This is a genomic window from Asaia sp. As-1742, from assembly GCF_011753235.1.
Classification (GTDB): Bacteria; Pseudomonadota; Alphaproteobacteria; order Acetobacterales; family Acetobacteraceae; genus Asaia; species Asaia bogorensis_B.
This window is the reverse complement of sequence record NZ_VWWA01000001.1, coordinates 600,446-621,607: the sequence shown is the minus strand read 5'-3', so window position 1 is coordinate 621,607 and position 21,162 is coordinate 600,446. Positions and strand designations below refer to the sequence as shown.

Genomic DNA, 21,162 nt, shown 5'->3' with positions numbered 1-21,162 from the left:
AAAGCGCCGCCAACATATCCCTTCCATAACCTATTCAATTTTCAAAGAACCCTACCTAACCTACTGATCTTACTCAGTCTTTCAGGCAGTCACCGCGGCGTGTTCCGCTGCGGTGAACGGGCTTTTAGACCCCACACCCACACCCGTCAACACATAATTTCAGAAAAATGACAGCAGGCGAGAAAAAACTTCCCATCCGGTCGGATTTTCATCTGCTGGGCCTTCCGTGAGAAAGGGGGGCCGAAGCCCCCTCCCCTGCCGTGCAACAGTGTGACTCGGATCAGAAATCGACGCTTGCCGTACCACCCACGAAGAAAGGTGACGCGACGTAGTAAGTTGTGCTTCCGGCAGACAATTTGTGCCCATACACCCCGGTCGTTGCCTTGCCGTTCGCGGCAGTGCCATTCACGAAGCCAAGATAGTGGTTGTTCGTGATGTTCTGCAGGTTGAGCTGCAGGACCGGGTTCTTCATGAAGCCGAAATTGTGGAAGCGATATCCGGCATGGACGTTCATCGTCACGTAGCTCGGGATCGACGTATCGTTGTTGAACGTCGCATACTGCTTGCCGACATATTTGAGGTTGAAGCCGCTGAACAGGTGTCCATCGTCATAGTCGAGGTTAAACGCCACCTGTTGCTTCGGCGTCTGGGGCGCAAACTTGCCCTTGCTGAACACGTAGTCGCCGCTGCTGCCAGCCGCGACATTGCTGTCCGTCCGGGCGTTGATGTACTCGGCCGAGACATAGGGACGCAGATGATAAAGGATCGGGCGCGTACCGATTTCGAAATCAACGCCATCGGCGTACGATCCACCACCGTTGATGCTCTGCGAGTAGTAGGACCCGTTGGGCAGCACCACCGTCTGGGTGTAGAGACGGTTGGTGAAATTGTAGTGGAAATAGGTCAGCGTGCTGTTGAACAGGCTTCCCTGATAACGGACACCAGCTTCTTCCGAAATCGAGATTTCCGGCTTCTGGTTCGGGTTCGCCTTCGTGCTGTAACCCACGCCCTTGGTGTAGGTGCCAGCGTCATAGAGCGATGTGTTCATCGGGATGCGGAAATTGGTCGTCCCGGAAGCAAAAAGCTGGAACTGGTCATTCAGCTTGTAGCGAATGGACGCGGCTGGCAGAGGCTCATTCCAGCTTCCGTTGATATAGGGACCTGTCGACGTGTCCGGCAGATAGTTCTGCCCCTGGCGGGTGATCATTGCATATTTCAGGCCGCCCTCAATGGTGAGGCGATTGTTCAGCAATGAGAGCGAGTCATCGATGAAGAGCGTGTGGATGCGCGTCTGCGTCAGCGTGTCACGATATTGAGCGGTCGTACCGTTGGAAAGCACAAGGTTCGGGCCGCCACCATATTCATCCAGCGGCGCGCCGGTCGCGGGATCGACAAGACTATAAGGCGCCGTCTGGATCTGCTTCGAATACTCGAACCAGTAACCAATCATCAGACGGTTGGCCCCGGTATGCAGAGCCAGCTTTGTGACGGCACCCGGGCGATAAGTCTGTGTGTTGGATGGGTTATAAAGGAGCAGGCTCTTTGTGTTCGATGGATTGTATGGACCGATCGAGCCGCTCAGAGACTGCGAGCCATATTGCTGGCTCGTCAGGCTCTCATTATAGGCACCGCCGCCATTGCCATTGCCATACCAGAAATACGGTGTTTCCGTCAGCGTCAGGTTATCCGTCAGCGTAAACGTGGACGGCGCGCTTGCATAGATGTTCGTGAACGGGTTCTGATGCAGCTTGTAGTAATTGGCGCTCGGGCTTTTGGGATTCCATTTGGAATCATACGTGTAGGATGTGCCGTATTCCTGCCAGTTCGCGAGACTCATGGACGGAAAAAGCGTGCTGTCGCTTTGATTGCCGACAATAGCCAGCGCGATACGATTGCCCTGCCCCCATTCGTTCACCCATTTGGTCTCGCCGTGCAGCTTCTTCTGTGCACCGGGACCACGCCATGAATCCTCATGAGCAGCCGAAAATGAGATATAGCCCTTGAGATGCGTATTCCCGATACGGCCAGTATCCACGCGGCCAAAGATGCGGCGGGCATTATAGCTGCCATAAGTACCGTCGAGATGACCGCTGAATTTTTCAGTCGGGTCCAGCAGGTACATATTTACAGCGCCGCCCGAAGCGCTGATGTGGGGGCTGTCGAGATCTGCCGAGCCCTGCTCCACATTGATCGTGCGCAAATTCTCTGAGTCGACGATTTCCTGAGGATAGACAGCATAGTTGCCGATATCGTTGATTGGGAAACCTTCGAGCGTGAAGCCGATCTGGCTGGCATTCAGTCCACGCAGCGTCAGGTTGCCGCCGTTAAGACCAAGAGGATCGACCGAGGTGGTATTAACGCCTGGCAGCGAGGCGATGAGCTGCATCGGGTTAAGACCGGGCGTCTGCTTCGAAATGAACTCCTGCGTGACGGTCGAACGCGATTTTGCAGCGTCCTCATGCACCATGAGGCCACCACCGGCAGATGTGTGACGGCTTGCCCGTACCTGAACCGTTTCACTGCGCGCCGCATCCGCAGGAGATGTCGAGCCCATCATGGATGGCCCTGAGTCCGCGCTTTGCGCAGCTTTGGACGAGGCGGTCTTGCGACCGGCCTGGCTCTGCTCTGCCTGAGCGGCAGAGACACTCAGCGCGAGGACGGACGTCGCACATAAAAAATAACGGGCGTTAAAGCGCATCATACTTCCCGGGAGATATGCTGGATTATTAACGAACATAGATCGTTACGTTAATGTTCCTATCACAAGGCATCGCGCTCGCGGGATGAAAATTTGATGACGATACGAAATATTAAGATCGTTTTATTCTGGTTACATAAGGTATCATTGCGATACAGCAGCAGGGTCATGAGACGAGATATAACACCAGGAGGACAGGTTCTCTGGTATTAACGATGCATAAATTGATATTGACGAATGTATAATTGTTATGATTTCTTATCTTATTGATAAACGGATGCAATCATAGGGCTGTAATTCCGAAAATTCGGCCACATGGGAATATTGTTTAACAAACAACGCCGCCCCCACTGGACCGCCCGCCATCCATATTCCTGATCGTGAAACCATCCCTGGTTTGTCTCTACGCCACCCCTCAGAAGACAATTGGTGCCGGCGACCAAGACCCATGTCTCTGTCGGGGCAACTTACGGCTCCGGGGAATTCTATGTGTAGGCTAACCGCCGAGCTTCACTTCAGCGCGAAGGGCACTGGAGACAAGGAGAGCCCTCCCCTGGCGAAAGGACAAATGCGGCTATTGAACCTCTCTGACAGCATTCATGGCGTCACGTTACAGGGTAGATTCGGCGAAGGCTCGAAAGGGCTGATCGGGGGTTTCCCCCATGCAGCCTCGGCGCTGCGATACGCACCGGGCCGAATAGACCACCGTGATAGAAACGATATTTGGCCATCGCGCCGCATTATCTGTCCGGGCCACCACGTTTATCTTGAGAGAGCATGCCTCTATCGGTGACACCCGGCCCGCCGCCTGGGGTGAGCCCTGATGAATGCAACAGGGAGAGAGGGTCGACCCAGCACGGTCGCGCAACATTATGGTTTGGCCATGGATGCTATTCCACGGACCCGGTCGATCTCGCTGCGGGCCTCAACGGATCAGGCAAAGGCCCGGGTCAGGTAACAGCGTGGTCAGCTCGCCCTCAGTTTCACTGGGCACTGTTCCCCGAGTCACATAGCGACAAGGCACAGGTTTCAATGTGTCTCCCAGACTGACAGGAGGCATTGGGGGACGATTACGTATACCGTATTCGCTTGGACTTAGCCTCCGAGGGGGAACCAGAGGCAGGCGATAGAGCCACGTTACTTCTCGCGAGAGGCGTCTTCCCTGTTCGGAACAGGTCAGGGCGTGGATGATGTAATCCGCGATCTCAGAGAATGGACCCGAAGGGAAAATGGCTGGGGGACCTGGATTCGAACCAGGGCTGACCGGGTCAGAGCCGGTAGTTCTACCGCTAAACTATCCCCCAGCAGTTGAGCTGTAGCTCAGTGCCTTGCGGTGGCGGTCAGATAGCATCCACCCCACAGGGCCGCAACCCCCCTTTTCAGATTTTTTTCCATAAATCGACCTATGTCCCATCACAAAATCCTTGCTGTGCTGTGCCAGCGCTATCACATTGTTTTTTACACAAGATTTCCGGTGCATCGCACCATCACAAAAAGGGGACGATCATGGGCTACCGCCAAAGCGATGCTGCTTCCCCCTCGATCGGGGGGCACGCCCCCAGGCATTTTGCCGCCCTCGATCTCGGCACCAACAATTGCCGCCTCATGATCGCCCGGCGGAGCGGGCATGGTGTGCAGGTGCTTGACCGCCAGAATCGCATGGTCTGCCTCGGCGAGGGGCTGGTTGAAACCGGCGAACTGAGTTCGCGTGCCATGGACCGCGCCATTCGTACCCTCGACAGCTACGCCGCGCGCATGGATGGCCTCCCCTCGCTTCAGGTGCGTGCCGTTGCAACAGAAGCGTGCCGACGCGCTCTCAATCGCGACAGCTTTCTCTCGCGCGTCCGCTCCGAAACCGGCCTATCTCTGGAAATCATCTCCCCCAGGGAGGAAGTGGAACTTGCTGTCGAGGGATGCCGGACCTTGCTGCACCGCGATCCCGAAGGGGGGCGGCGGGCTATTCTTTTTGATATTGGCGGCGGTTCGACAGAAGTTGCATGGCTGAGATTGCACCCCGAAACGCATGAGCACGAGGTTGTCGGTCTTGTCAGCCTGCCCTTTGGGGTGGTGACCCTCTCTGAGCAGTTCGGGCATAGGCGCGGTGAGCAGGGCGGCAAAAACTCCGCCAACCTGTACGAAGATATGGTTCGCCTCGTACAGGAACCTCTTACGGCGTTTGAACGTGTTCACCAGATCGGACAGGAAATGCGCCGTGGTGCCGTGCAGATGCTGGGCACGAGCGGCACGGTGACGACCTTGGCCAGTGTCGCGCAGAACCTGGCGCGCTACAGCCGACATGCTGTGGATGGCTTCACGCTCACGGCAGAAGCCGCCCATGACGCCATTGGGCTTGTGCGGCAGGCTGCGTCGGGCCAACAGGAATCGCCGCCCGGCCTCACTCCTGACCGTCAGCATTTCATGTTGCCTGGCTGTGCAATTTTCGACGCCATCCATCGTGTCTGGCCATCACGCGAGATCATCGTTGCTGATCGCGGCCTTCGCGACGGGATGGTGGCCCGCATGGCGTCGCAGTCGCGCCGCACGCGCGTTCATGCTCAGGGTATGCGCCAACGCGCGCCCTCCCATGACAGGCACGCGAATTATCGTGGCCATCATGCACCGTCTTCCTTTATGGGACGCGCATGAGCAAAGATAATGACAAGCGCGGCCGTCAGGGCGGCAAGGTGCAGGAGCGCCGTATTCCGGGCAAGGCCCTCAAGAGTTCAGCCGCGCCCGGTGAGTCAGACAGCGCATTGGATGGCAGCTCTGTCCAGACGGCGCGTAACAAGACAATCATGCTTCGCACGGCACGTGGGCGCTCCACGGCGCAACAACGTTGGCTGAACCGCCAGCTCAACGACCCGTATGTGGCTGCAGCGCGCAAGCAGGGTTGGCGTTCGCGTGCAGCGTTCAAGCTGATTGAAATCGATGACCGGCTCAAGCTGATCAAGCCCGGGATGAAAATTATCGACCTTGGCGCTGCCCCGGGAGGCTGGACTCAGGTTGCGGTCAAGCGCGGTGCCAGCGCTGTTGTGGGTGTGGATCTGCTGCCGGTCGATCCAGTCAGTGACGCCACGATTATAGAAGGCGACTTTACAGATCCCGATATGCCAGCCCGTCTGATCGAATTGCTGGGCGGTCCTGCCGATCTGGTGTTGTCCGACATGGCACCTAACACCACAGGCCATGCGCCGACGGATCACCTACGCATCATGGGACTGGCGGAAGGTGCGCTTGATTTTGCGATGCAGGTTCTGGCGGTTGGCGGCGGATTCGTCGCCAAAGTGTTTCAGGGCGGATCCGAGCGGCAGATGCTCGAGCCCATGAAACTGGCCTTTTCAAGTGTGCGTCACCTCAAACCCCCTGCGTCGCGCAAGGAGTCGAGTGAGCTCTATGTTGTGGCGACCGGGTTCCGCCCCGATCGCCTCAAGCAGGACTGAGAGGCGCCCCTTACTCAGTCACGTCCCACAGCCAGGCGGCACCGCGCACGCCTGAGCTGTCACCGTGCTTGTTGCGCACGATGGGGGTGGTGCACGTCGGGGTGATCACATGACGTGCCAGCAAGGGCGGCACACGTTCATAGATGCTGTCGAGGTTGGACACGCCACCGCCGAGCACAATAATGTCAGGATCGAGGAAGTTGATCGCAAGAGCACAGGCGCGCGAGAAGCGGTCCATATAACGATCGAGCGCCCCGATCGCAGCGATATCACCATTTGCGGCGGCTTCCTCGATCCCTGCCGTGTTGTGGTGCCCTACGCCCTTCCAGTCCTTCGCCAGTTCCGGTCCGCAAAGATAGCGCTCAAGACAGCCCTCATTGCCGCAGAAGCACTTCGGCAGGGGGAATTCTTCCAGACGCACCCAGGGAAGTGGTGTGTGCCCCCACTCGCCCGCGATGCTGTGCCGACCGCCAATGACCTTGCCATCGACAACAATACCAGCGCCCATACCGGTGCCGATGATGATGCCGAACACCGTACGGTTCCCTGCGCCAGCGCCGTCTGCGGCCTCCGACAGGGCGAAGCAGTTCGCATCGTTCTCAACGCGAACCGAGCGATTGAGGGCACGATCGAGGTCGATACCGAAAGGCTGGTTGTTCAGCCAGGTCGCATTGGCGTTCTTGATAAGGCCAGTCTCGGGCGAGATGGAGCCCGGAATACCGATCCCAAGTGTCGAGGTGAGCTGGCCCGGCGCCGCAAGATGCGAGGCCACGCTGCCAAGGCGCTGATCGACGCTGGCGACGAGATCGCGCACAGCGATCACGGCATCCTCATAAATTCCCGGGTTCGGTACGCGTTCGCGCAGTTGCAGATCGCCAGCGCGATCAAGAACTGCGATTTCGATTTTTGTGCCACCGAAATCGATGCCGAGGCGATAATCAGCCATCTCATGCCTTACTGATGTTGCTTCTGAAAACTGCGGCGCATGTTGCGGACGAATACGGTCCGAGTAAAGATCTATTGGTCAAACAGAGCAGTCAAACAGCGCCCGATCTTGAAACACACATGGCGCTGCGCGCATAGTCCTGAAAATGACAGCTTCGCCTTCAGAAACCCTGCTCGACGTTCGTGGGATGGCCTGCCCCCTGCCGGTGCTCCGTGCCCATCGCAGCCTCAAGACCCTCTCGCCGGGTGCAAAGCTGCGCGTTCTGGCCACGGACAGGGCGAGCGTCGCTGATTTTCAGGCATTCTGTCGCGAGACCGGCCACGCGCTGGTAGCGTTTTCGGAAGATGGCGAGACACTCTCCTTTGTGATTCGTCGCAAATCGGACACAGCTGTGTCCTTGCCTGTCACGGAATAATCATACTCTCTCCACCCTTGGGCTTGGAGAATGGAGTGCGACAGGTTATCCCTCCATCCCAATGGCCGTCATATGCTGACGGCATTTTTCCGAAACAGCGGAGCGGGACGGCAGTTACGGCATGGACGCACAGCTATCACAGCTCTCTTTCGAGGATGCCCTGTCAGAACTCGACAGGATTGTACGCGGCCTCGAAAGCGGTCAGATGAAACTCGAGGACGCGATAAGCGCCTATGAGCGAGGTGCTGCCCTGCGCCGCCATTGTGAAACAAAACTCTCGGAAGCCGAAATGCGCGTTCGGGCCATCACACAGCGTGATGGTACGACAGGCACAACGCCGCTTGCCGAGTTCGACGAGAATTCTGGCGGAAAAGCCCCATGACGACCACCTCATCACCCTCAAATGCATCGCCCGAGACCCTTGCGGCCTCACTCGGCACGGCAGCGCGCGCAATCGAAAGCACCATTGATCGCCTTCTTCCCATGGTTGACGGCGACGAATCGGTCCTGATTGAGGCCATGCGCTACGCAGCCCTTGGCGGTGGCAAGCGACTGCGCGGTTATCTCGTGATAGAGATTGCCGGCATTTTCGGGGCCGAGCCCGAGGGCGCCCTTCGTGTCGCGGCCTCGGTCGAAATGCTTCACGCCTACAGTCTGGTTCATGATGACCTGCCTGCCATGGATGATGATGATCTGCGCCGTGGGCAGCCCTCAACGCACAAGAAGTTTGACGAGGCGATTGCCATCCTGGCTGGCGACGCCCTTCAGACCTCTGCCTTCGAGATCCTGGCGGATGAGGCTACCCATCCCGATCCTTCCGTGCGTATCGCCCTAGTGACCGCATTGGCGCAGGCATCGGGTGCGGCGGGCATGGTCGGCGGTCAGGTGGTCGATATCCGTGGCGAAGGCAAATCGCTGCCGCTTGATCAGGTGCGACGCCTTCACGCCATGAAAACCGGCGCGCTGATCCGCTACGCCGCCGAGGCCGGTGCCATTCTCGGTGGCGCAACGCGCGTTCAGCGCGACGCCATCATCGCCTATGGTCGTGATATCGGCACCGCCTTTCAGGTGGCCGATGACGTGCTCGACACCACGGCCAGCGCCGAGGAACTCGGCAAGACGGCCGGCAAGGATGAAGCTTCCGGCAAATCCACCTATGTCTCCCTTCTCGGCATTGACGGCGCACGTGCGGAAGCCGCGCGCCTTGTCGAGCAGGCCACACAGGCCCTGACTTCTTTCGGGACCGAAGCAGCCGCGCTCAGAGCCCTGGCACACTACATCGTCGAGCGCAGGAATTAAGAGAATGAGCGATACCACCAAACCGAACCAAGCCTCGTCGATCCCGACCATGGGTCGTTTTCCTCATCTCGACCGGGTCGTCGTTCCCGCCGATCTGAGAAACTTCTCGACCGACCAGCTGAAGCAACTGGCTGAAGAGCTGCGCTCCGAGACGGTTGATGCGGTGTCCACCACGGGCGGGCATCTTGGCGCCTCCCTTGGCGTGGTCGAGCTGACCGTAGCCATGCACGCCGTGTTCAACACGCCTGATGACAGGATCATCTGGGATGTCGGCCATCAGGCCTACCCGCACAAGATCCTGACCGGGCGCCGCGACCGTATCCGCACGCTGCGCCAGCCAGAGGGGCTCTCGGGCTTCACGCGTCGCTCGGAAAGCGAGTACGACCCGTTCGGTGCTGCCCATTCCTCCACGTCCATCTCTGCCGGTCTCGGCATGGCCGTGGCGCATCATCTGCGTGCCAATGATGATCCGTCCTATGAAGAGCGCAATGTGATAGCGGTCATTGGCGACGGGTCGATTTCGGCTGGCATGGCCTATGAGGCGATGAACAATGCCGCCGTGGCCGGTCCGGGCGCCAAACGCCTGATCGTCATTCTCAACGACAACGAGATGTCCATCGCGCCGCCGGTCGGCTCGATGTCCAACTATCTCTCCCGTCTGATGACCTCACGTCAGTTCCTGAGCCTTCGCGATCTGGCTGGCAAGCTGGCCAAGCGCCTGCCTGCCGGGCTGGAACGCACCGCCAAGCGTGCTGACGAACTGACGCGCGGCCTGATCACGGGCGGCACGCTGTTCGAGGAACTTGGCTTCTATTATGTCGGTCCGGTTGACGGTCATGACCTCAACCAGCTGGTGCCGATCCTGCGCAATCTTCGCGACAGCGATGAAGGCCCGGTCCTGCTGCATGTCATCACCGAGAAGGGACGCGGCTACAAGCCGGCTGAATCCGCAGGCGATAAATATCACGCTGTCAGCAAGTTCAATGTGATCACGGGTGAGCAGAAGAAGGCTCCCGCCGGTCCTCCGAGCTACACCTCCGTCATGGCACGCGAATTGCTGCGTCATGCAGAGATGGATGAGCGCATCACGGCCATTACTGCGGCAATGCCATCGGGTACGGGTCTGGACAAGTTTGCCCAGAAGCATCCCGAGCGCTTCTTCGATGTCGGTATTGCTGAACAGCATGCCGTAACCTTTGCTGCCGGCATGGCTTCAGAAGGGCTGCGTCCTTTCTGCGCCATCTATTCCACCTTCCTGCAGCGCGCCTATGACCAGGTGGTGCATGATGTGGATCTGCAGAACCTCCCGGTTCGTTTTGCCATCGACCGTGCCGGTCTTGTCGGTGCCGACGGTGCCACCCATGCTGGCTCATTCGACCTGAACTATCTGTGCTGCCTGCCGAACATGGTGGTGATGGCCCCGAGTGACGAGGTCGAACTGACGCATATGACCGCCACGGCCTGCGTGTACGATGCGGGTCCGATTGCGTTCCGTTACCCCCGTGGTGGTGGCACGGGTCTGGACCTGCCGGAGAAGGGCGAGGTTCTCGAGATCGGTCGTGGCCGCATCGTCCGTGAAGCGGTTCGTCAGCCGGGCAACAAATCCGGCGTCGCCATTCTCTCGCTGGGCACGCGCCTGACCGAATCGCTCAAGGCCGCCGATCACCTTGCTGCGCAGGGCGTTGCCGTGACCGTTGCCGATGCCCGCTTTGCCAAACCGATCGACACAGCACTGGTCGAGCGTCTGGCCCGTGAGCACGATGTCCTGATCACGATCGAGGAAGGTGCAGCAGGCGGTTTCAGCAGCCTCGTGGTCCGTCATCTGGCTGAGACGGCCCTTCTCGATCAGGTCAGGTTCCGCCCCATGGCGCTGCCTGACACCTATATCGATCATAACCTGCCGGATGTGCAGTACGACGAAGCCGGGCTCAATGCACCGCAAATCGTCGATACGGCACTTGCCGCGCTCGGTGCACAGAACGCCCAGCAGACGGCCTGATGGCCAAGAAGCGGGCAGACGTCCTGCTGGTCGAGCGCGGCCTCGTCGAGAGCCGCGCCCGCGCACAGGCGTTGATCATGGCGGGACTTGTGTTCACCAAGGACCGCCGCATTGCCAAGGCGGGCGACATGCTCGCCGAGGATACCGCGCTTGACCTCAAGGGGCAGGATCACCCCTGGGTCTCGCGCGGCGGTCTCAAGCTGGACCATGCGCTCAGCCATTTCGGGCTCGATCCTGCAGGGGCAACAGCGGTGGATGTCGGTGCTTCCACAGGGGGTTTTACCGATGTGCTGCTGACCAAGGGAGCCACAAAAGTCTATGCCGTCGATGTCGGCCATGGTCAGATTGCATGGAAGCTGCGGTCTGACCCGCGCGTTGTGGTCATGGAAAAGACCAATGCCCGGACGCTGGATGAGACGATCATCCCCGACCCGATTTCCATTGTTGTCTGTGATGCAAGCTTCATCGGACTACGCATCGTGTTGCCCCCTGCCCTCGCTCTCTGTCAGCCGGGTGGATGGGCAGTGGCCCTGATCAAACCGCAATTCGAAGCCGGACGCTCCGAGATCGGCGCAAAGGGCGTCGTGCGTGACGCCGCTGTGCGTGAGCGTGTTTGCGCTGAAATCCGTGCCTGGTGGGAAGAACTCGAAGGTTGGGAGGTTCTTGGCATTGAACCAAGCCCCATCACTGGCCCCGAGGGAAACCGCGAATTCCTGATCGCCGCCCGACGCGTTTGAAGAGTCGGGCGCACTGCATCTGAACGTCGCGAGAGGGTCAGCCCAGAAGCGCCCCGTGCCTTGCAGCGGTTTTGCTTGCGTTCCCGGTGCCTATTCGTGATAGAGCACCCCCATGTCCGACATCTCGACCACACTCGACCTGAATGAGCAGGAGCGCGCGCGCATCCTTGCCAAATCCGCGCTTTTTGCACCGCCCCCGGCTGTCCTGCCCGACGGGCGGCGTGACCTCGTTGGTCTGTCCCGCGAAGAGCTGATTGCCGAGATGGCGGAATTCGGTGAAAAACCGTTCCGGGCCAAGCAGCTCTGGCATTGGATCTATCATCAGGGTGCCACCGATTTCGCCCGTATGAGCAGCATCGCAAAGCCACTTCAGGCCAAGCTTGCAGAGCGTTATGTCGTTGGCCGCCCTGCGACGAGCCTGGAACAGACCTCCAGCGACGACACACGCAAATTCCTGTTCCGTTTCCGCGATGGGCAGGAAGCCGAGACCGTCTATATACCGGACCGTCGCGAGGACCGCGGCGCAGTCTGCATCTCGTCTCAGGTGGGCTGCACTCTTTCATGCACATTCTGCCATACCGGCACCCAGAAGCTGGTACGCAATCTGGGTGCGGCGGAGATCGTGTCGCAGTTCATGGCCGCCCGCGATTCCTATGGCGAATGGCCCAGCCCCAAGGGCGAGACACCGCGCCTGCTCTCCACCATCGTTCTGATGGGCATGGGCGAACCGCTCTATAATTACGACAACGTGGCCAAGGCGATGCGTATCGTGATGGATGGCGAGGGGATCGCCCTGTCACGTCGCCGCATCACGCTCTCGACGTCGGGCGTGGTTCCGATGATGGATCGCTGCGGTGAGGAACTCGCCGTCAACCTCGCGATCTCGCTGCATGCGGTAACGAACGATCTGCGTGACAAGATCGTACCGCTCAATCGCAAGTATCCGATTGAGGAGCTGATGGCGGCGTGTCGACGCTACCCTGCCGCGTCGAACTCCCGACGTATCACCTTCGAATACATCATGCTACGCGGCATCAATGACAGTGAGGCCGATGCCCGTGAGCTGGTGCGGCTGATCAAGGGCCTGCCCGCGAAGGTGAATCTGATCCCCTTCAATCCATGGCCGGGGTCGGAATTCAAACCATCGACGCGTGAGCAGTTGCAGAAATTTGCCGCCATCGTGATGGATGCCGGATTTGCTGCGCCAATTCGTATGCCACGCGGGCGCGATATCCTGGCAGCCTGTGGTCAGCTCAAGACCGAAAGCGAAAGACTGCGCCGTAGCACGACCGCCGAAGCAGAATAACCCGGTGCTGGTCAGCCTGTCAGGCTGGCCAGTGCGCGAGGCGAGTGATAAGAATGACTCTGTATTTGTCATTCTATCAGAGGGAAGCCTGGCCTCATGACTGCCCGGGACGTCAAAAAAGTTGTTCTCGCCTACTCGGGCGGGCTGGATACTTCCGTCATTCTGCGCTGGCTGCAGAAGGAATATGGCTGCGAGGTGGTCACCTTCACCGCCGATCTCGGTCAGGGTGAAGAGCTGGAACCGGCACGCCGCAAGGCCGAGATGTTCGGCGTCAAGGACATCTTTGTCGAAGACCTGCGCGAAACCTTCGTCAAGGATTTCGTGTTCCCGATGTTCCGCGCCAATGCGCTGTATGAGGGGCAGTACCTGCTGGGTACGTCGATCGCGCGTCCGCTTATCGCACAGCGCCAGATCGAGATCGCCAAGATGGTCGGTGCCGATGCCGTGGCCCATGGCGCGACCGGCAAGGGCAATGATCAGGTTCGCTTCGAGCTTGGCTATTATGCGCTGCAGCCCGACATCAAGGTCATTGCGCCGTGGCGTGAGTGGAACCTGACCTCGCGCACCAAGCTGCTGGCTTTTGCCGAGGAAAACCAGATTCCGGTCACCAAGGACAAGCGCGGCGAGGCGCCTTTTTCGGTCGATGCCAACCTGCTCCACTCGTCTTCCGAGGGCAAGATCCTCGAAGATCCCGCAGTTGCTCCCGATGAAATCGTTTTCCAGCGCACCATCTCGCCCGAAAACGCGCCCGATGTCGCAACTGAAATCGCCATCGATTTCTTTGAAGGTGATCCGGTTGCACTCAATGGCGTCACGCTTTCCCCCGCCGAACTGCTGACGCGTCTCAACAAGCTTGGTCATGACAACGGCATTGGCCGTCTGGACCTTGTCGAGAACCGTTTCGTCGGCATGAAGTCGCGTGGCATCTACGAAACGCCGGGCGGTACGATCCTGCTTACGGCGCATCGCAGCATCGAATCCATCACGCTCGACCGCGAGGCCATGCACCTCAAGGACAGCCTGATGCCGCGCTATGCCGAGATCATCTATAACGGCTTCTGGTTCTCGCCCGAGCGGCACATGCTGCAGGCACTGATCGACACCAGCCAGAAATCGGTCACGGGCCGCGTGCGGCTGAAGCTCTACAAGGGCAACGTGATCTGCGTCGGTCGTGAAAGCCCGAACAGCCTGTATGACACCCGCGTTGTCACCTTCGAGGATGACGAAGGGGCCTATAACCAGATCGACGCTCAGGGCTTCATCAAGCTCAATGCGCTGCGCCTGCGTCTGGGTGGCCAGATTGGCCGCACCGGCGGCCAGCCCTGATCGCCAGCGCCGAGAGGTACACCATGCGTATATCCCGCTCCATCAAGACCCTCGTTGCCGGGGCGTCCTTCCTCGCTCTCGCAGCCTGCGGCGGCCCGAAAGAGGAGCCGGAGCTGACGCCCGAGCAGTTCATGGCCAAGGTCCGCGCGGAGCCGGGGGTCAAAACCCTGCCCGACGGTCTGGCCTATAAGGTGCTGAAATCCGGCCCCAAGGACGGCGAACAGCCGTCCAAGGGTCGCCAGATGATGCTGATCTATGAAGGCCGCCTGCCCGATGGCGGAATCTTCGATAGTTCGGAGCAGCATGGCAACGGTGCCTATATGCAGATGCCTCTCGACGGCCTCGTGAAGGGCTGGATGGAAGCCCTTCCGATGATGCATGTGGGCGATACCTGGATGCTCTATGTCCCGCCCGAGCTGGGCTACGGCAAGCGTTCCATGGGCATCATCCCGCCCAACAGCCCACTCGTGTTCAAGATCCAGCTTCTGGGTCTGGGCGGTCAGGAACAGTAAGGGTCTGACCATGCGCGCCCCCCTCGCTCTTGCGCTTGTCGCCGCTCTCGCTTTGACAGCCTGCGGCAAGAAAAGCGCGGGGCAGAAGATCTACGGTCCCAATTGCGGCATCTGTCACCATGGCGGCAACGGCCTGCCCGGTGAAGTACCCCCATTGGCCGGGCGTCTTGACCTGATTGCCAAGACACCGGAGGGGCGCGACTATCTGGCGCGTGTCATGCTGAACGGCCTCGATGGCCCCATCGAAGCCAATGGCGGTCACTATAATTTCTCCATGCCAAGCTTCCGCAGGCTGAGCGATGAGCAGCTTTCGCTCATCCTCAACTGGTTGATCTCGCGTGGCGCGACACATCCCGCACCTCAGATCACGCCCGATGTCATCGCGGCGGCCAGAAAAGAAGAAATCGGCTCCAATCGCGTCCATGCCATGCGGCAGGCCCTTTCGGCCAAGGGACAAATTCCCTGATCCAAGGCTAGGCAAAAAGGGGCTCTTTGTCTTAACGAGCCTCCTACCCTGCCTTTACGGTAGCGTCGTGTGGGCGACAAACGCTCAGGGTGGCGCCCAGTGGCTTTCGCAACGGGCTTCGTAAAGATCGTCATCGCCCGTCTCGAGTACATACGCGGTCTGGCGCTTCTTGGCTGTCCAGTACGCCGGCGCCCCGCAAACATGGCAACGCGCCTGCAGCAGGACATATCGATCGGCCATGGCACGCAGCCGGGCCATGACATCGAACTCTTAACGCATGAAATCAGTGTCGAGGCCTGACACACTGACATGAATTCCCTGTTCCAGCGTCCGGTTGATATCGGCCACGACGTCACCCGCATAATGCGGCGCGATCATGAAATGCCCCTCATCAAGCAGGATATGCTCGTATTCTGTGGCGTCATCCGGCCATGCCCTTACCGATCGTGCGGGGCGGCTCAATCCCACACGACTATGGATAGCGGCACCTGAGCGCGTATCGAAGGCAGGGGCGAGACACAGTGTAGATCGGACATCCGGGTGCTCCTGCAACAGATGGGCAGATTTTCCCGCAAACATCGGGCCTGCATAGACTGTCAGAATTCCCCGTACCAAAAATCTTCTCCCGCAGCTCGATGCGCAGGGCCAAACGCGCATTGGCGAGGCATTACAGGCATTTGCATGGGCTGGGCAATCTTTCCACTTGACCGCTATGGCAGCACATTCGACAACACTGCCCATGCAACGTGTATTCTCCGGCATTCAGCCGACCGGCGTCCCCCAGCTTGGCAATTACCTTGGCGCAATCCGCAACTGGGTCCGGTTGCAGGACGATCATGACTGCGTTTTCTGCCTTGTCGATATGCACGCCCTGACCGTGTTCCGCGAACCCGCACAACTCCGTCAGGACAGCCTGGCTCAGGCCGCCTGCCTGATTGCCTCAGGCATCGATCCGCAGAAACACGTGCTCTACAATCAGTCTGCCGTCAGCGCGCATGCGCGTCTCGGCTGGATTTTCAACTGCGTGGTTCGCCTTGGCTGGCTGAACCGCATGACGCAGTTCAAGGAAAAAGCAGGCAAGGACCGTGAGCAGCATTCTGCCGGCCTGTTCGTTTACCCTGCCCTCATGGCGGCGGACATCCATGCCTTTCACGCCACACGCGTACCCGTTGGCGAAGACCAGAAGCAGCATCTCGAAATCGCAAACGACATCGCAGCCAAGTTCAATCATGACTACGGGGTCGATTTCTTCCCCACGATCGAGCCGCTCATCCCCCCTTCCGCCGCACGCGTCATGAGCCTGCGCGACGGCACCAAGAAGATGTCCAAATCGGATCCCTCCGCGCAATCACGGATCGAACTGACGGATACGGCTGATGAGATCGCGCTGAAGATCCGCAAGGCGAAATCGGACACGGAACCCCTGCCCTCGGAAAATGCCGGTCTCGCCGAGCGCCCCGAGGCACGCAATCTCGTCACCATTTTTGCCGCCATGTCCGATTTGAGTAATGACGACGTTCTGGCGCGCTTTGGCGGCCAGGGCTTTGGTCCTTTCAAATCAGCGCTAGCCGAATTGCTGGTGGAAAAGCTCGCACCCGTCGCCAACGAAACCCGCCGTTTGCTTGAAGATAGCGCGCATCTCGAACAGATCCTGCGTGAAGGCGCGGCGCGAGCCAACGCGATTGCCGAGCCGATCGTGACTGAGGCGGAACGCCTCGTGGGTTATCTGCGCTAGAACTGCCAGCAACATGCAGGGAGCCGGTGCAGACCAACGCGCTCCGTAGGAGGTCCATCTCATGAAGCAGGCATTTCACCGTCTGTCGGTACGCACCCGCGGCAAGGGCCTCACCATGATCACCGCCCCGATACTCGATTGGGTATCTGAGAGCGGAATAACGGACGGGCTCCTCACCCTGTGGTGCCGGCATACCTCGGCATCGCTCATCGTGCAGGAAAATGCTGATCCGACGGTGCAACAGGACATCAACAGCTATTTTGAGGATCTGGTGCCCGAAAGCCGGGCCTATCGTCACGATTACGAAGGCGCTGACGATATGCCAGCCCATATCCGCTCCGTACTGACCAATGTTCAACTCACGATCCCGGTCATGGGCGGTCGGCCGGTGCTGGGCACATGGCAGGGTATCTATCTTTTCGAGCACCGCCGCGCGTCACACGGACGCGAGATCGTGCTGCATCTTCTCGGTGACTGAAACCTGACCAGCATGCGCCAGACATGCCGGTCAGACAAGGCTTCTACCAGCGTTTGACCCAGAATTCTGCCGGGCAGTTATCCTGGTTTTGCGGCGATGTCAGATAGCTTTCTGCCGCAGGGAAGCGATGCATCTTGCCGGGTGCCAGCGTGAACCAGAGCTGCGTCAAAACAACGCGACCTTCTCGATCGGTCTCGCATCGCAGCTGCAGGGCGCGCGGCAGAGTGGTCTGGCTCGCTGTTGTGAAAAACGCCATGAGGTCGTCATGACGCACTCGCAACCCGGCGCGTTCGGCAAGATAGTAACCCATCGGTGACTGCGCGAAACGTTCACGCAAGGCACTCGCCTTGGCGAAGAACGGACCCGCAGAATAGCCAAAACACGCCCCGTGCTTGACCCACTCATGTGTGATCAGCGAAGGCTGGGTGTGCGGCATGATCTGGCTCAGCGTCGCGCTCATGGCGTTATCGAGCAAGGGAGCCTGAGCATCGGGCTCGAGCAGGCTGCACCCGTCACGCCACCAATGCTCAACCGGAATATCCTGCGCCTCCAGCGAATGGGGCTCGGACGCCCACAGACCGTGAAGCCCGATCAGGGGCTGGCGTGGCTGATCGGCGCTGCATCCTTTGCCGACAGTGCAAAAGCCGGGCTGCCACGTCAGAGCCAGCGTGTTGTGATCGAAGTCAGCATGACGCGTCGGGGTCAGAGCGGTCGGCCAGGGTGCGGGTCCGGTGCTGCATCCACCGAGCGCCGTCACACCCAGTGCGAGGCATGAGAGAGGTCGCCATAACGCGCCAAGGCTCGCGGAAATTGACTTGATCATCGGGAGGAAGCTCCAAGCAGGCGCGCATGATGGGCCACATGGTCACGAATAACAGTCTGGATGAACCAGTATGAGTGATCGTATCCCTCATGATAGCGCAACGTGAGCGGCTGCCCTGCCGCTGCCGCCGCATTTTCGATCAGATCAGGCCGCAGCTCCTGTGCGAGAAAAGGGTCTGCGACCCCCTGATCGATCAGTATGCTGGCAGGATGGACGCGACCCGCCTCAAGCAGCGAGACTGCATCCCATTGCGCCCAGATGTCATGATCACTGCCAAGATAAGCCGTGAATGCTTTCTCACCCCAGGGGACGACCGAGGGATGCACAATCGGAGCGAGCGCGCTGATCGAGCGCCACTGATCAGGATTGCGCAGCCCATGCACCAGAGCACCATGCCCACCCATCGAATGACCCATGATGCCGAAAGACGTGCCATCGAGTGTGAACAGTCGCTTCAGCAGCGCAGGAAGCTCTGAGTCGATATAGCTGCCCATGCGGTAATGCTGGTTCCAGGGCGCAATCAGCGCGTCCAGATAGAAGCCTGCCCCGGTGCCGAGATCATAGCTTTCCTCCTCGCCCGCAATGCCTGCACCGCGCGGCGAGGTATCGGGGGCCACCAGCATCAGCCCATGCTCTGCGGCATGGGCAATGATTGTCGATTTCTGCAGGAACGTCTCATGCGTGCAAGTGAGCCCTGCAAGCAGGAAGAGCACCGGAACGACCTCACCACGCAGCGCCTGCGCGGGCTGGAAAACGCTGAATTGCGCATCCAGACCCAGAACTTCGGATCGGTGCCGCCAGCAAGTCACGCTGCCGCCGTGACAGAGCTGATCGGTAATTTTTTCCGGCTTCAAGCGTCGAATTCCACGACGGAGCGGATCGACTTGCCCTGACTCATCAGCTCGAAGCCATAATTGATCTCGGACAGCTTGAGATGCTGCGTGATCAGCGAGTCGATATTGATGCGCCCTTCCATATACATGTCGACGATTCTGGGCACATCGGTGCGCCCCCTTGCCCCGCCGAAAGCTGAGCCGATCCAGCGCCGTCCCGTCACCAGCTGAAACGGACGCGTGCTGATTTCCTGACCGGACCCGGCCACACCGATCACGCAGGAAACACCCCACCCGCGATGGGCACATTCGAGCGCCTGGCGCATCAGCTTCACATTACCCACACACTCGAATGTGTAATCCGCGCCTCCGCCAGTCAGTTCGACCAGATGGCCCACAAGATCGCCATTGGGGCCAAGATCGGCAGGGTTGACGAAATGCGTCATGCCGAACTCACGCGCGATGGTGGCACGCTCGGGGTTGAGATCGACACCGATGATCTGCCGGGCACCGACCATGCGGGCCCCCTGCACGACATTTAGCCCGATCCCCCCCAGACCAAACACCACAACAGTCGACTCTGCCTCGACCTTGGCCGTGAACAACACAGCGCCAATCCCTGTCGTCACGCCGCATCCGATATAGCAGATCTTGTCCAGCGGCGCGTCGCTACGCACCTTGGCCAGAGCGATCTCGGGCAGCACGGTGAAATTGGCAAAAGTCGAGCAGCCCATATAGTGATGGACCGGCTGCCCCTTGTACGAAAAGCGCGTCGTGCCGTCAGGCATCAGCCCCTTGCCCTGTGTGCCGCGTATCGAGGTGCAAAGATTGGTCTTGCGCGACAGGCAGGACGGGCAGTTCCGGCACTCGGGCGTGTAGAGCGGAATGACATGATCGCCCGGCTTGAGCGAGGTCACGCCAGCGCCGACCTCGCGCACAATGCCCGCCCCTTCATGACCGAGGATGGCAGGAAACAGACCTTCCGGATCATCACCGGACAAGGTGAACTTGTCCGTATGGCACAGGCCTGTTGCCTTGATCTCGACCAGAACCTCGCCCGCGCGCGGTCCCTCAAGCTGTACCGTGTCGATCTCCAGTTTCCGACCGGCCTCGAGTGCAAGTGCGGCAATCACATCCATCTTATCAAATCTCCGATCACAGGCTGTTCACGATACGTCACAGAACAGATTACGTTTTAACGAGTTTTATCGGGGGCGTCCTGTCTAAGATATCGCCCTAGCCCAACAGCAGCTTTTGAGGACCAAGACACCTTGATCGTCGACAAGAATTACGGCCTTTGGATCCTGTTACGTGAGACAGCGGTCCCCCTTGGTATTCTAGCCTTGTGGGATTTCGTCGTCGTTATTCTCTATCAGGTCTATCATCAGGAATGGATGGAGCAACCTGCACTTCCCATCTCGCTGATGGGCTCGGCACTGGCCCTCTTTCTGGGTGTCCGGAACAATGCCGCCTATGCCCGCTGGTGGGAAGGCCGGTCACTCTGGGGCCTGATCACGAATAACTGCCGCTCCTTTGCCCGAGAGGCCGCGACGCTGCTGGGTGGCCGCCCTGACCTTGCACGCGCCATGGCCGCTTATCCCTATCTGCTGCGTACAGCGCTTTCCAATCTGGAGCAGGGTCCGGAAGCCCGACGTCTGCTTACGCCAGAGATGTATGAGCGCATCATGGCGCGAAACAACAAGCCCAACGCGCTGCTCTATGAAATCGGTCTCGGTGTGGCTGAGGAAGTCGCGCTCAAGAACATCGACGGTGCCGTGCATGGTACGGTTGATCGTATCCTGTCCGATCTCGCCAATGCCCAGGGTGGGCTGGAGCGCATCAAGAACACGCCGCTGCCCATACAATATTCCGTCCTGCCGCTGCTGGTGGTGCATGTTTTCTGCATCGTGCTGCCGCTTTCGGCCGTACAGTCGCTCGGCTGGATCACGCCGCTGGGTTCGAGCCTCGTGGGCTTCCTGTTCCAGGCGCTGGACAAGAGCGGTCGCGACCTTCAGGAACCGTTCGTTCCCAGCAAGCACGCCCTACCCATGCTGACCATGTCGCGCAATATCGAGATCGACCTGTTGCAACCCATCGGCGACGATGTCGGCAAGCCCATTCCACCCAGCCGTGGTGTGCAGCCCTGATC

Annotated in this window: 19 protein-coding genes, 1 tRNA gene and 1 pseudogene; 14 read left to right on the top strand and 7 right to left on the bottom strand. The window is 59.4% G+C overall.

Going from position 1 to position 21,162, the window contains the following annotated elements:
* Positions 1-280: 280 nt before the first annotated feature.
* Together F3J08_RS02665 and F3J08_RS02660 are read right to left on the bottom strand one after the other, a co-directional pair.
* Positions 281-2,698, bottom strand: coding sequence for a TonB-dependent receptor domain-containing protein (locus tag F3J08_RS02665; protein ID WP_166928335.1), 2,418 nt, complete (start codon positions 2,696-2,698; stop codon positions 281-283).
* Between the two features lie 1,230 nt (positions 2,699-3,928).
* Positions 3,929-4,002 (bottom strand) — tRNA-Gln (locus F3J08_RS02660).
* A 202-nt stretch (positions 4,003-4,204) separates the two neighbouring features.
* On the opposite strand from F3J08_RS02660, the gene F3J08_RS02655 reads away from it, so the two are divergent.
* On the top strand, positions 4,205-5,344 hold the full coding sequence (locus F3J08_RS02655) for a Ppx/GppA phosphatase family protein (RefSeq protein WP_122040040.1): 1,140 nt from the start codon (positions 4,205-4,207) through the stop codon (positions 5,342-5,344).
* Complete coding sequence (locus F3J08_RS02650) at positions 5,341-6,138, top strand: RlmE family RNA methyltransferase (protein ID WP_122040039.1); 798 nt, start codon at positions 5,341-5,343, stop codon at positions 6,136-6,138. The genes F3J08_RS02655 and F3J08_RS02650 overlap by 4 nt, the downstream gene beginning before the upstream one ends.
* A gap of 10 nt (positions 6,139-6,148) precedes the next feature.
* Here the strand turns inward: F3J08_RS02650 and F3J08_RS02645 are convergent, their stop codons facing one another.
* The gene (locus F3J08_RS02645; RefSeq protein ID WP_023978692.1) at positions 6,149-7,084 is read right to left on the bottom strand and encodes an ROK family protein; all 936 of its coding nucleotides are present in this window, start codon (positions 7,082-7,084) and stop codon (positions 6,149-6,151) included.
* 145 nt (positions 7,085-7,229) lie between these two features.
* On the opposite strand from F3J08_RS02645, the gene F3J08_RS02640 reads away from it, so the two are divergent.
* The 9 genes from F3J08_RS02640 (at position 7,230) to F3J08_RS02600 (ending at position 15,144) form a co-directional block, all read left to right on the top strand.
* On the top strand, positions 7,230-7,499 hold the full coding sequence (locus tag F3J08_RS02640; RefSeq protein WP_062164745.1) for a sulfurtransferase TusA family protein: 270 nt from the start codon (positions 7,230-7,232) through the stop codon (positions 7,497-7,499).
* A gap of 121 nt (positions 7,500-7,620) precedes the next feature.
* The gene (locus F3J08_RS02635; protein ID WP_023978694.1) at positions 7,621-7,881 is read left to right on the top strand and encodes an exodeoxyribonuclease VII small subunit; all 261 of its coding nucleotides are present in this window, start codon (positions 7,621-7,623) and stop codon (positions 7,879-7,881) included.
* Complete coding sequence (locus F3J08_RS02630) at positions 7,878-8,798, top strand: polyprenyl synthetase family protein (protein WP_166928294.1); 921 nt, start codon at positions 7,878-7,880, stop codon at positions 8,796-8,798. Before F3J08_RS02635 ends, F3J08_RS02630 begins: the two co-directional genes overlap by 4 nt.
* 4 nt (positions 8,799-8,802) lie before the next feature.
* Positions 8,803-10,797, top strand: a complete 1,995-nt coding sequence (gene dxs, locus F3J08_RS02625) for a 1-deoxy-D-xylulose-5-phosphate synthase (RefSeq protein WP_166928293.1) — start codon at positions 8,803-8,805, stop codon at positions 10,795-10,797.
* On the top strand, positions 10,797-11,534 hold the full coding sequence (locus F3J08_RS02620) for a TlyA family RNA methyltransferase (protein WP_166928292.1): 738 nt from the start codon (positions 10,797-10,799) through the stop codon (positions 11,532-11,534). The genes dxs and F3J08_RS02620 overlap by 1 nt, the downstream gene beginning before the upstream one ends.
* 112 nt (positions 11,535-11,646) lie before the next feature.
* On the top strand, positions 11,647-12,840 hold the full coding sequence (rlmN, locus tag F3J08_RS02615; RefSeq protein WP_122040034.1) for a 23S rRNA (adenine(2503)-C(2))-methyltransferase RlmN: 1,194 nt from the start codon (positions 11,647-11,649) through the stop codon (positions 12,838-12,840).
* A gap of 96 nt (positions 12,841-12,936) precedes the next feature.
* Positions 12,937-14,166 carry an argininosuccinate synthase gene (locus F3J08_RS02610; protein ID WP_023978699.1) on the top strand — a complete coding sequence of 410 codons (1,230 nt, stop codon included), beginning with the start codon at positions 12,937-12,939 and terminating at the stop codon, positions 14,164-14,166.
* A gap of 23 nt (positions 14,167-14,189) precedes the next feature.
* Positions 14,190-14,678 carry an FKBP-type peptidyl-prolyl cis-trans isomerase gene (locus tag F3J08_RS02605; RefSeq protein WP_062164749.1) on the top strand — a complete coding sequence of 163 codons (489 nt, stop codon included), beginning with the start codon at positions 14,190-14,192 and terminating at the stop codon, positions 14,676-14,678.
* 10 nt (positions 14,679-14,688) lie between these two features.
* Positions 14,689-15,144 carry a cytochrome c gene (locus F3J08_RS02600; RefSeq protein WP_166928291.1) on the top strand — a complete coding sequence of 152 codons (456 nt, stop codon included), beginning with the start codon at positions 14,689-14,691 and terminating at the stop codon, positions 15,142-15,144.
* An 84-nt stretch (positions 15,145-15,228) separates the two neighbouring features.
* Here the strand turns inward: F3J08_RS02600 and F3J08_RS02595 are convergent.
* A pseudogene (locus F3J08_RS02595) lies at positions 15,229-15,759 on the bottom strand (thymidine kinase).
* 124 nt (positions 15,760-15,883) lie between these two features.
* On the opposite strand from F3J08_RS02595, the gene trpS reads away from it, so the two are divergent.
* Complete coding sequence (gene trpS / locus F3J08_RS02590; protein WP_122040113.1) at positions 15,884-16,879, top strand: tryptophan--tRNA ligase; 996 nt, start codon at positions 15,884-15,886, stop codon at positions 16,877-16,879.
* Between the two features lie 61 nt (positions 16,880-16,940).
* Complete coding sequence (locus F3J08_RS02585; protein ID WP_023978704.1) at positions 16,941-17,357, top strand: secondary thiamine-phosphate synthase enzyme YjbQ; 417 nt, start codon at positions 16,941-16,943, stop codon at positions 17,355-17,357.
* Between the two features lie 43 nt (positions 17,358-17,400).
* Here the strand turns inward: F3J08_RS02585 and F3J08_RS02580 are convergent, their stop codons facing one another.
* Genes F3J08_RS02580 through F3J08_RS02570 form a run of 3 tightly spaced genes read right to left on the bottom strand, consistent with a single transcriptional unit; the run spans position 17,401 to position 20,152 of the window.
* Entirely contained in the window at positions 17,401-18,180 is a 780-nt protein-coding gene (locus tag F3J08_RS02580; RefSeq protein ID WP_166928290.1) for a ribonuclease T2 family protein, read from the bottom strand.
* Entirely contained in the window at positions 18,177-19,034 is an 858-nt protein-coding gene (gene fghA / locus F3J08_RS02575; protein WP_166928289.1) for an S-formylglutathione hydrolase, read from the bottom strand. Before fghA ends, F3J08_RS02580 begins: the two co-directional genes overlap by 4 nt.
* Positions 19,031-20,152, bottom strand: coding sequence for an S-(hydroxymethyl)glutathione dehydrogenase/class III alcohol dehydrogenase (locus F3J08_RS02570; RefSeq protein ID WP_122050010.1), 1,122 nt, complete (start codon positions 20,150-20,152; stop codon positions 19,031-19,033). Before F3J08_RS02570 ends, fghA begins: the two co-directional genes overlap by 4 nt.
* Positions 20,153-20,284: 132 nt before the next feature.
* Between F3J08_RS02570 and F3J08_RS02565 the strand changes: the two genes are divergently transcribed.
* Entirely contained in the window at positions 20,285-21,160 is an 876-nt protein-coding gene (locus F3J08_RS02565) for a bestrophin family protein (RefSeq protein ID WP_023978708.1), read from the top strand.
* Positions 21,161-21,162 lie beyond the last annotated feature (2 nt).

Bases quoted from the DNA above. Each gene is read 5' to 3' on its own strand.
- F3J08_RS02665 (WP_166928335.1), bottom strand. From the start codon at position 2,698: ATGCGCTTTAACGCCCGTTATTTTTTATGTGCGACGTCCGTCCTCGCG.
- F3J08_RS02655 (WP_122040040.1), top strand. From the start codon at position 4,205: ATGGGCTACCGCCAAAGCGATGCTGCTTCCCCCTCGATCGGGGGGCAC.
- F3J08_RS02650 (WP_122040039.1), top strand. From the start codon at position 5,341: ATGAGCAAAGATAATGACAAGCGCGGCCGTCAGGGCGGCAAGGTGCAG.
- F3J08_RS02645 (WP_023978692.1), bottom strand. From the start codon at position 7,084: ATGGCTGATTATCGCCTCGGCATCGATTTCGGTGGCACAAAAATCGAA.
- F3J08_RS02640 (WP_062164745.1), top strand. From the start codon at position 7,230: ATGACAGCTTCGCCTTCAGAAACCCTGCTCGACGTTCGTGGGATGGCC.
- F3J08_RS02635 (WP_023978694.1), top strand. From the start codon at position 7,621: ATGGACGCACAGCTATCACAGCTCTCTTTCGAGGATGCCCTGTCAGAA.
- F3J08_RS02630 (WP_166928294.1), top strand. From the start codon at position 7,878: ATGACGACCACCTCATCACCCTCAAATGCATCGCCCGAGACCCTTGCG.
- dxs (WP_166928293.1), top strand. From the start codon at position 8,803: ATGAGCGATACCACCAAACCGAACCAAGCCTCGTCGATCCCGACCATG.
- F3J08_RS02620 (WP_166928292.1), top strand. From the start codon at position 10,797: ATGGCCAAGAAGCGGGCAGACGTCCTGCTGGTCGAGCGCGGCCTCGTC.
- rlmN (WP_122040034.1), top strand. From the start codon at position 11,647: ATGTCCGACATCTCGACCACACTCGACCTGAATGAGCAGGAGCGCGCG.
- F3J08_RS02610 (WP_023978699.1), top strand. From the start codon at position 12,937: ATGACTGCCCGGGACGTCAAAAAAGTTGTTCTCGCCTACTCGGGCGGG.
- F3J08_RS02605 (WP_062164749.1), top strand. From the start codon at position 14,190: ATGCGTATATCCCGCTCCATCAAGACCCTCGTTGCCGGGGCGTCCTTC.
- F3J08_RS02600 (WP_166928291.1), top strand. From the start codon at position 14,689: ATGCGCGCCCCCCTCGCTCTTGCGCTTGTCGCCGCTCTCGCTTTGACA.
- trpS (WP_122040113.1), top strand. From the start codon at position 15,884: ATGCAACGTGTATTCTCCGGCATTCAGCCGACCGGCGTCCCCCAGCTT.
- F3J08_RS02585 (WP_023978704.1), top strand. From the start codon at position 16,941: ATGAAGCAGGCATTTCACCGTCTGTCGGTACGCACCCGCGGCAAGGGC.
- F3J08_RS02580 (WP_166928290.1), bottom strand. From the start codon at position 18,180: ATGATCAAGTCAATTTCCGCGAGCCTTGGCGCGTTATGGCGACCTCTC.
- F3J08_RS02570 (WP_122050010.1), bottom strand. From the start codon at position 20,152: ATGGATGTGATTGCCGCACTTGCACTCGAGGCCGGTCGGAAACTGGAG.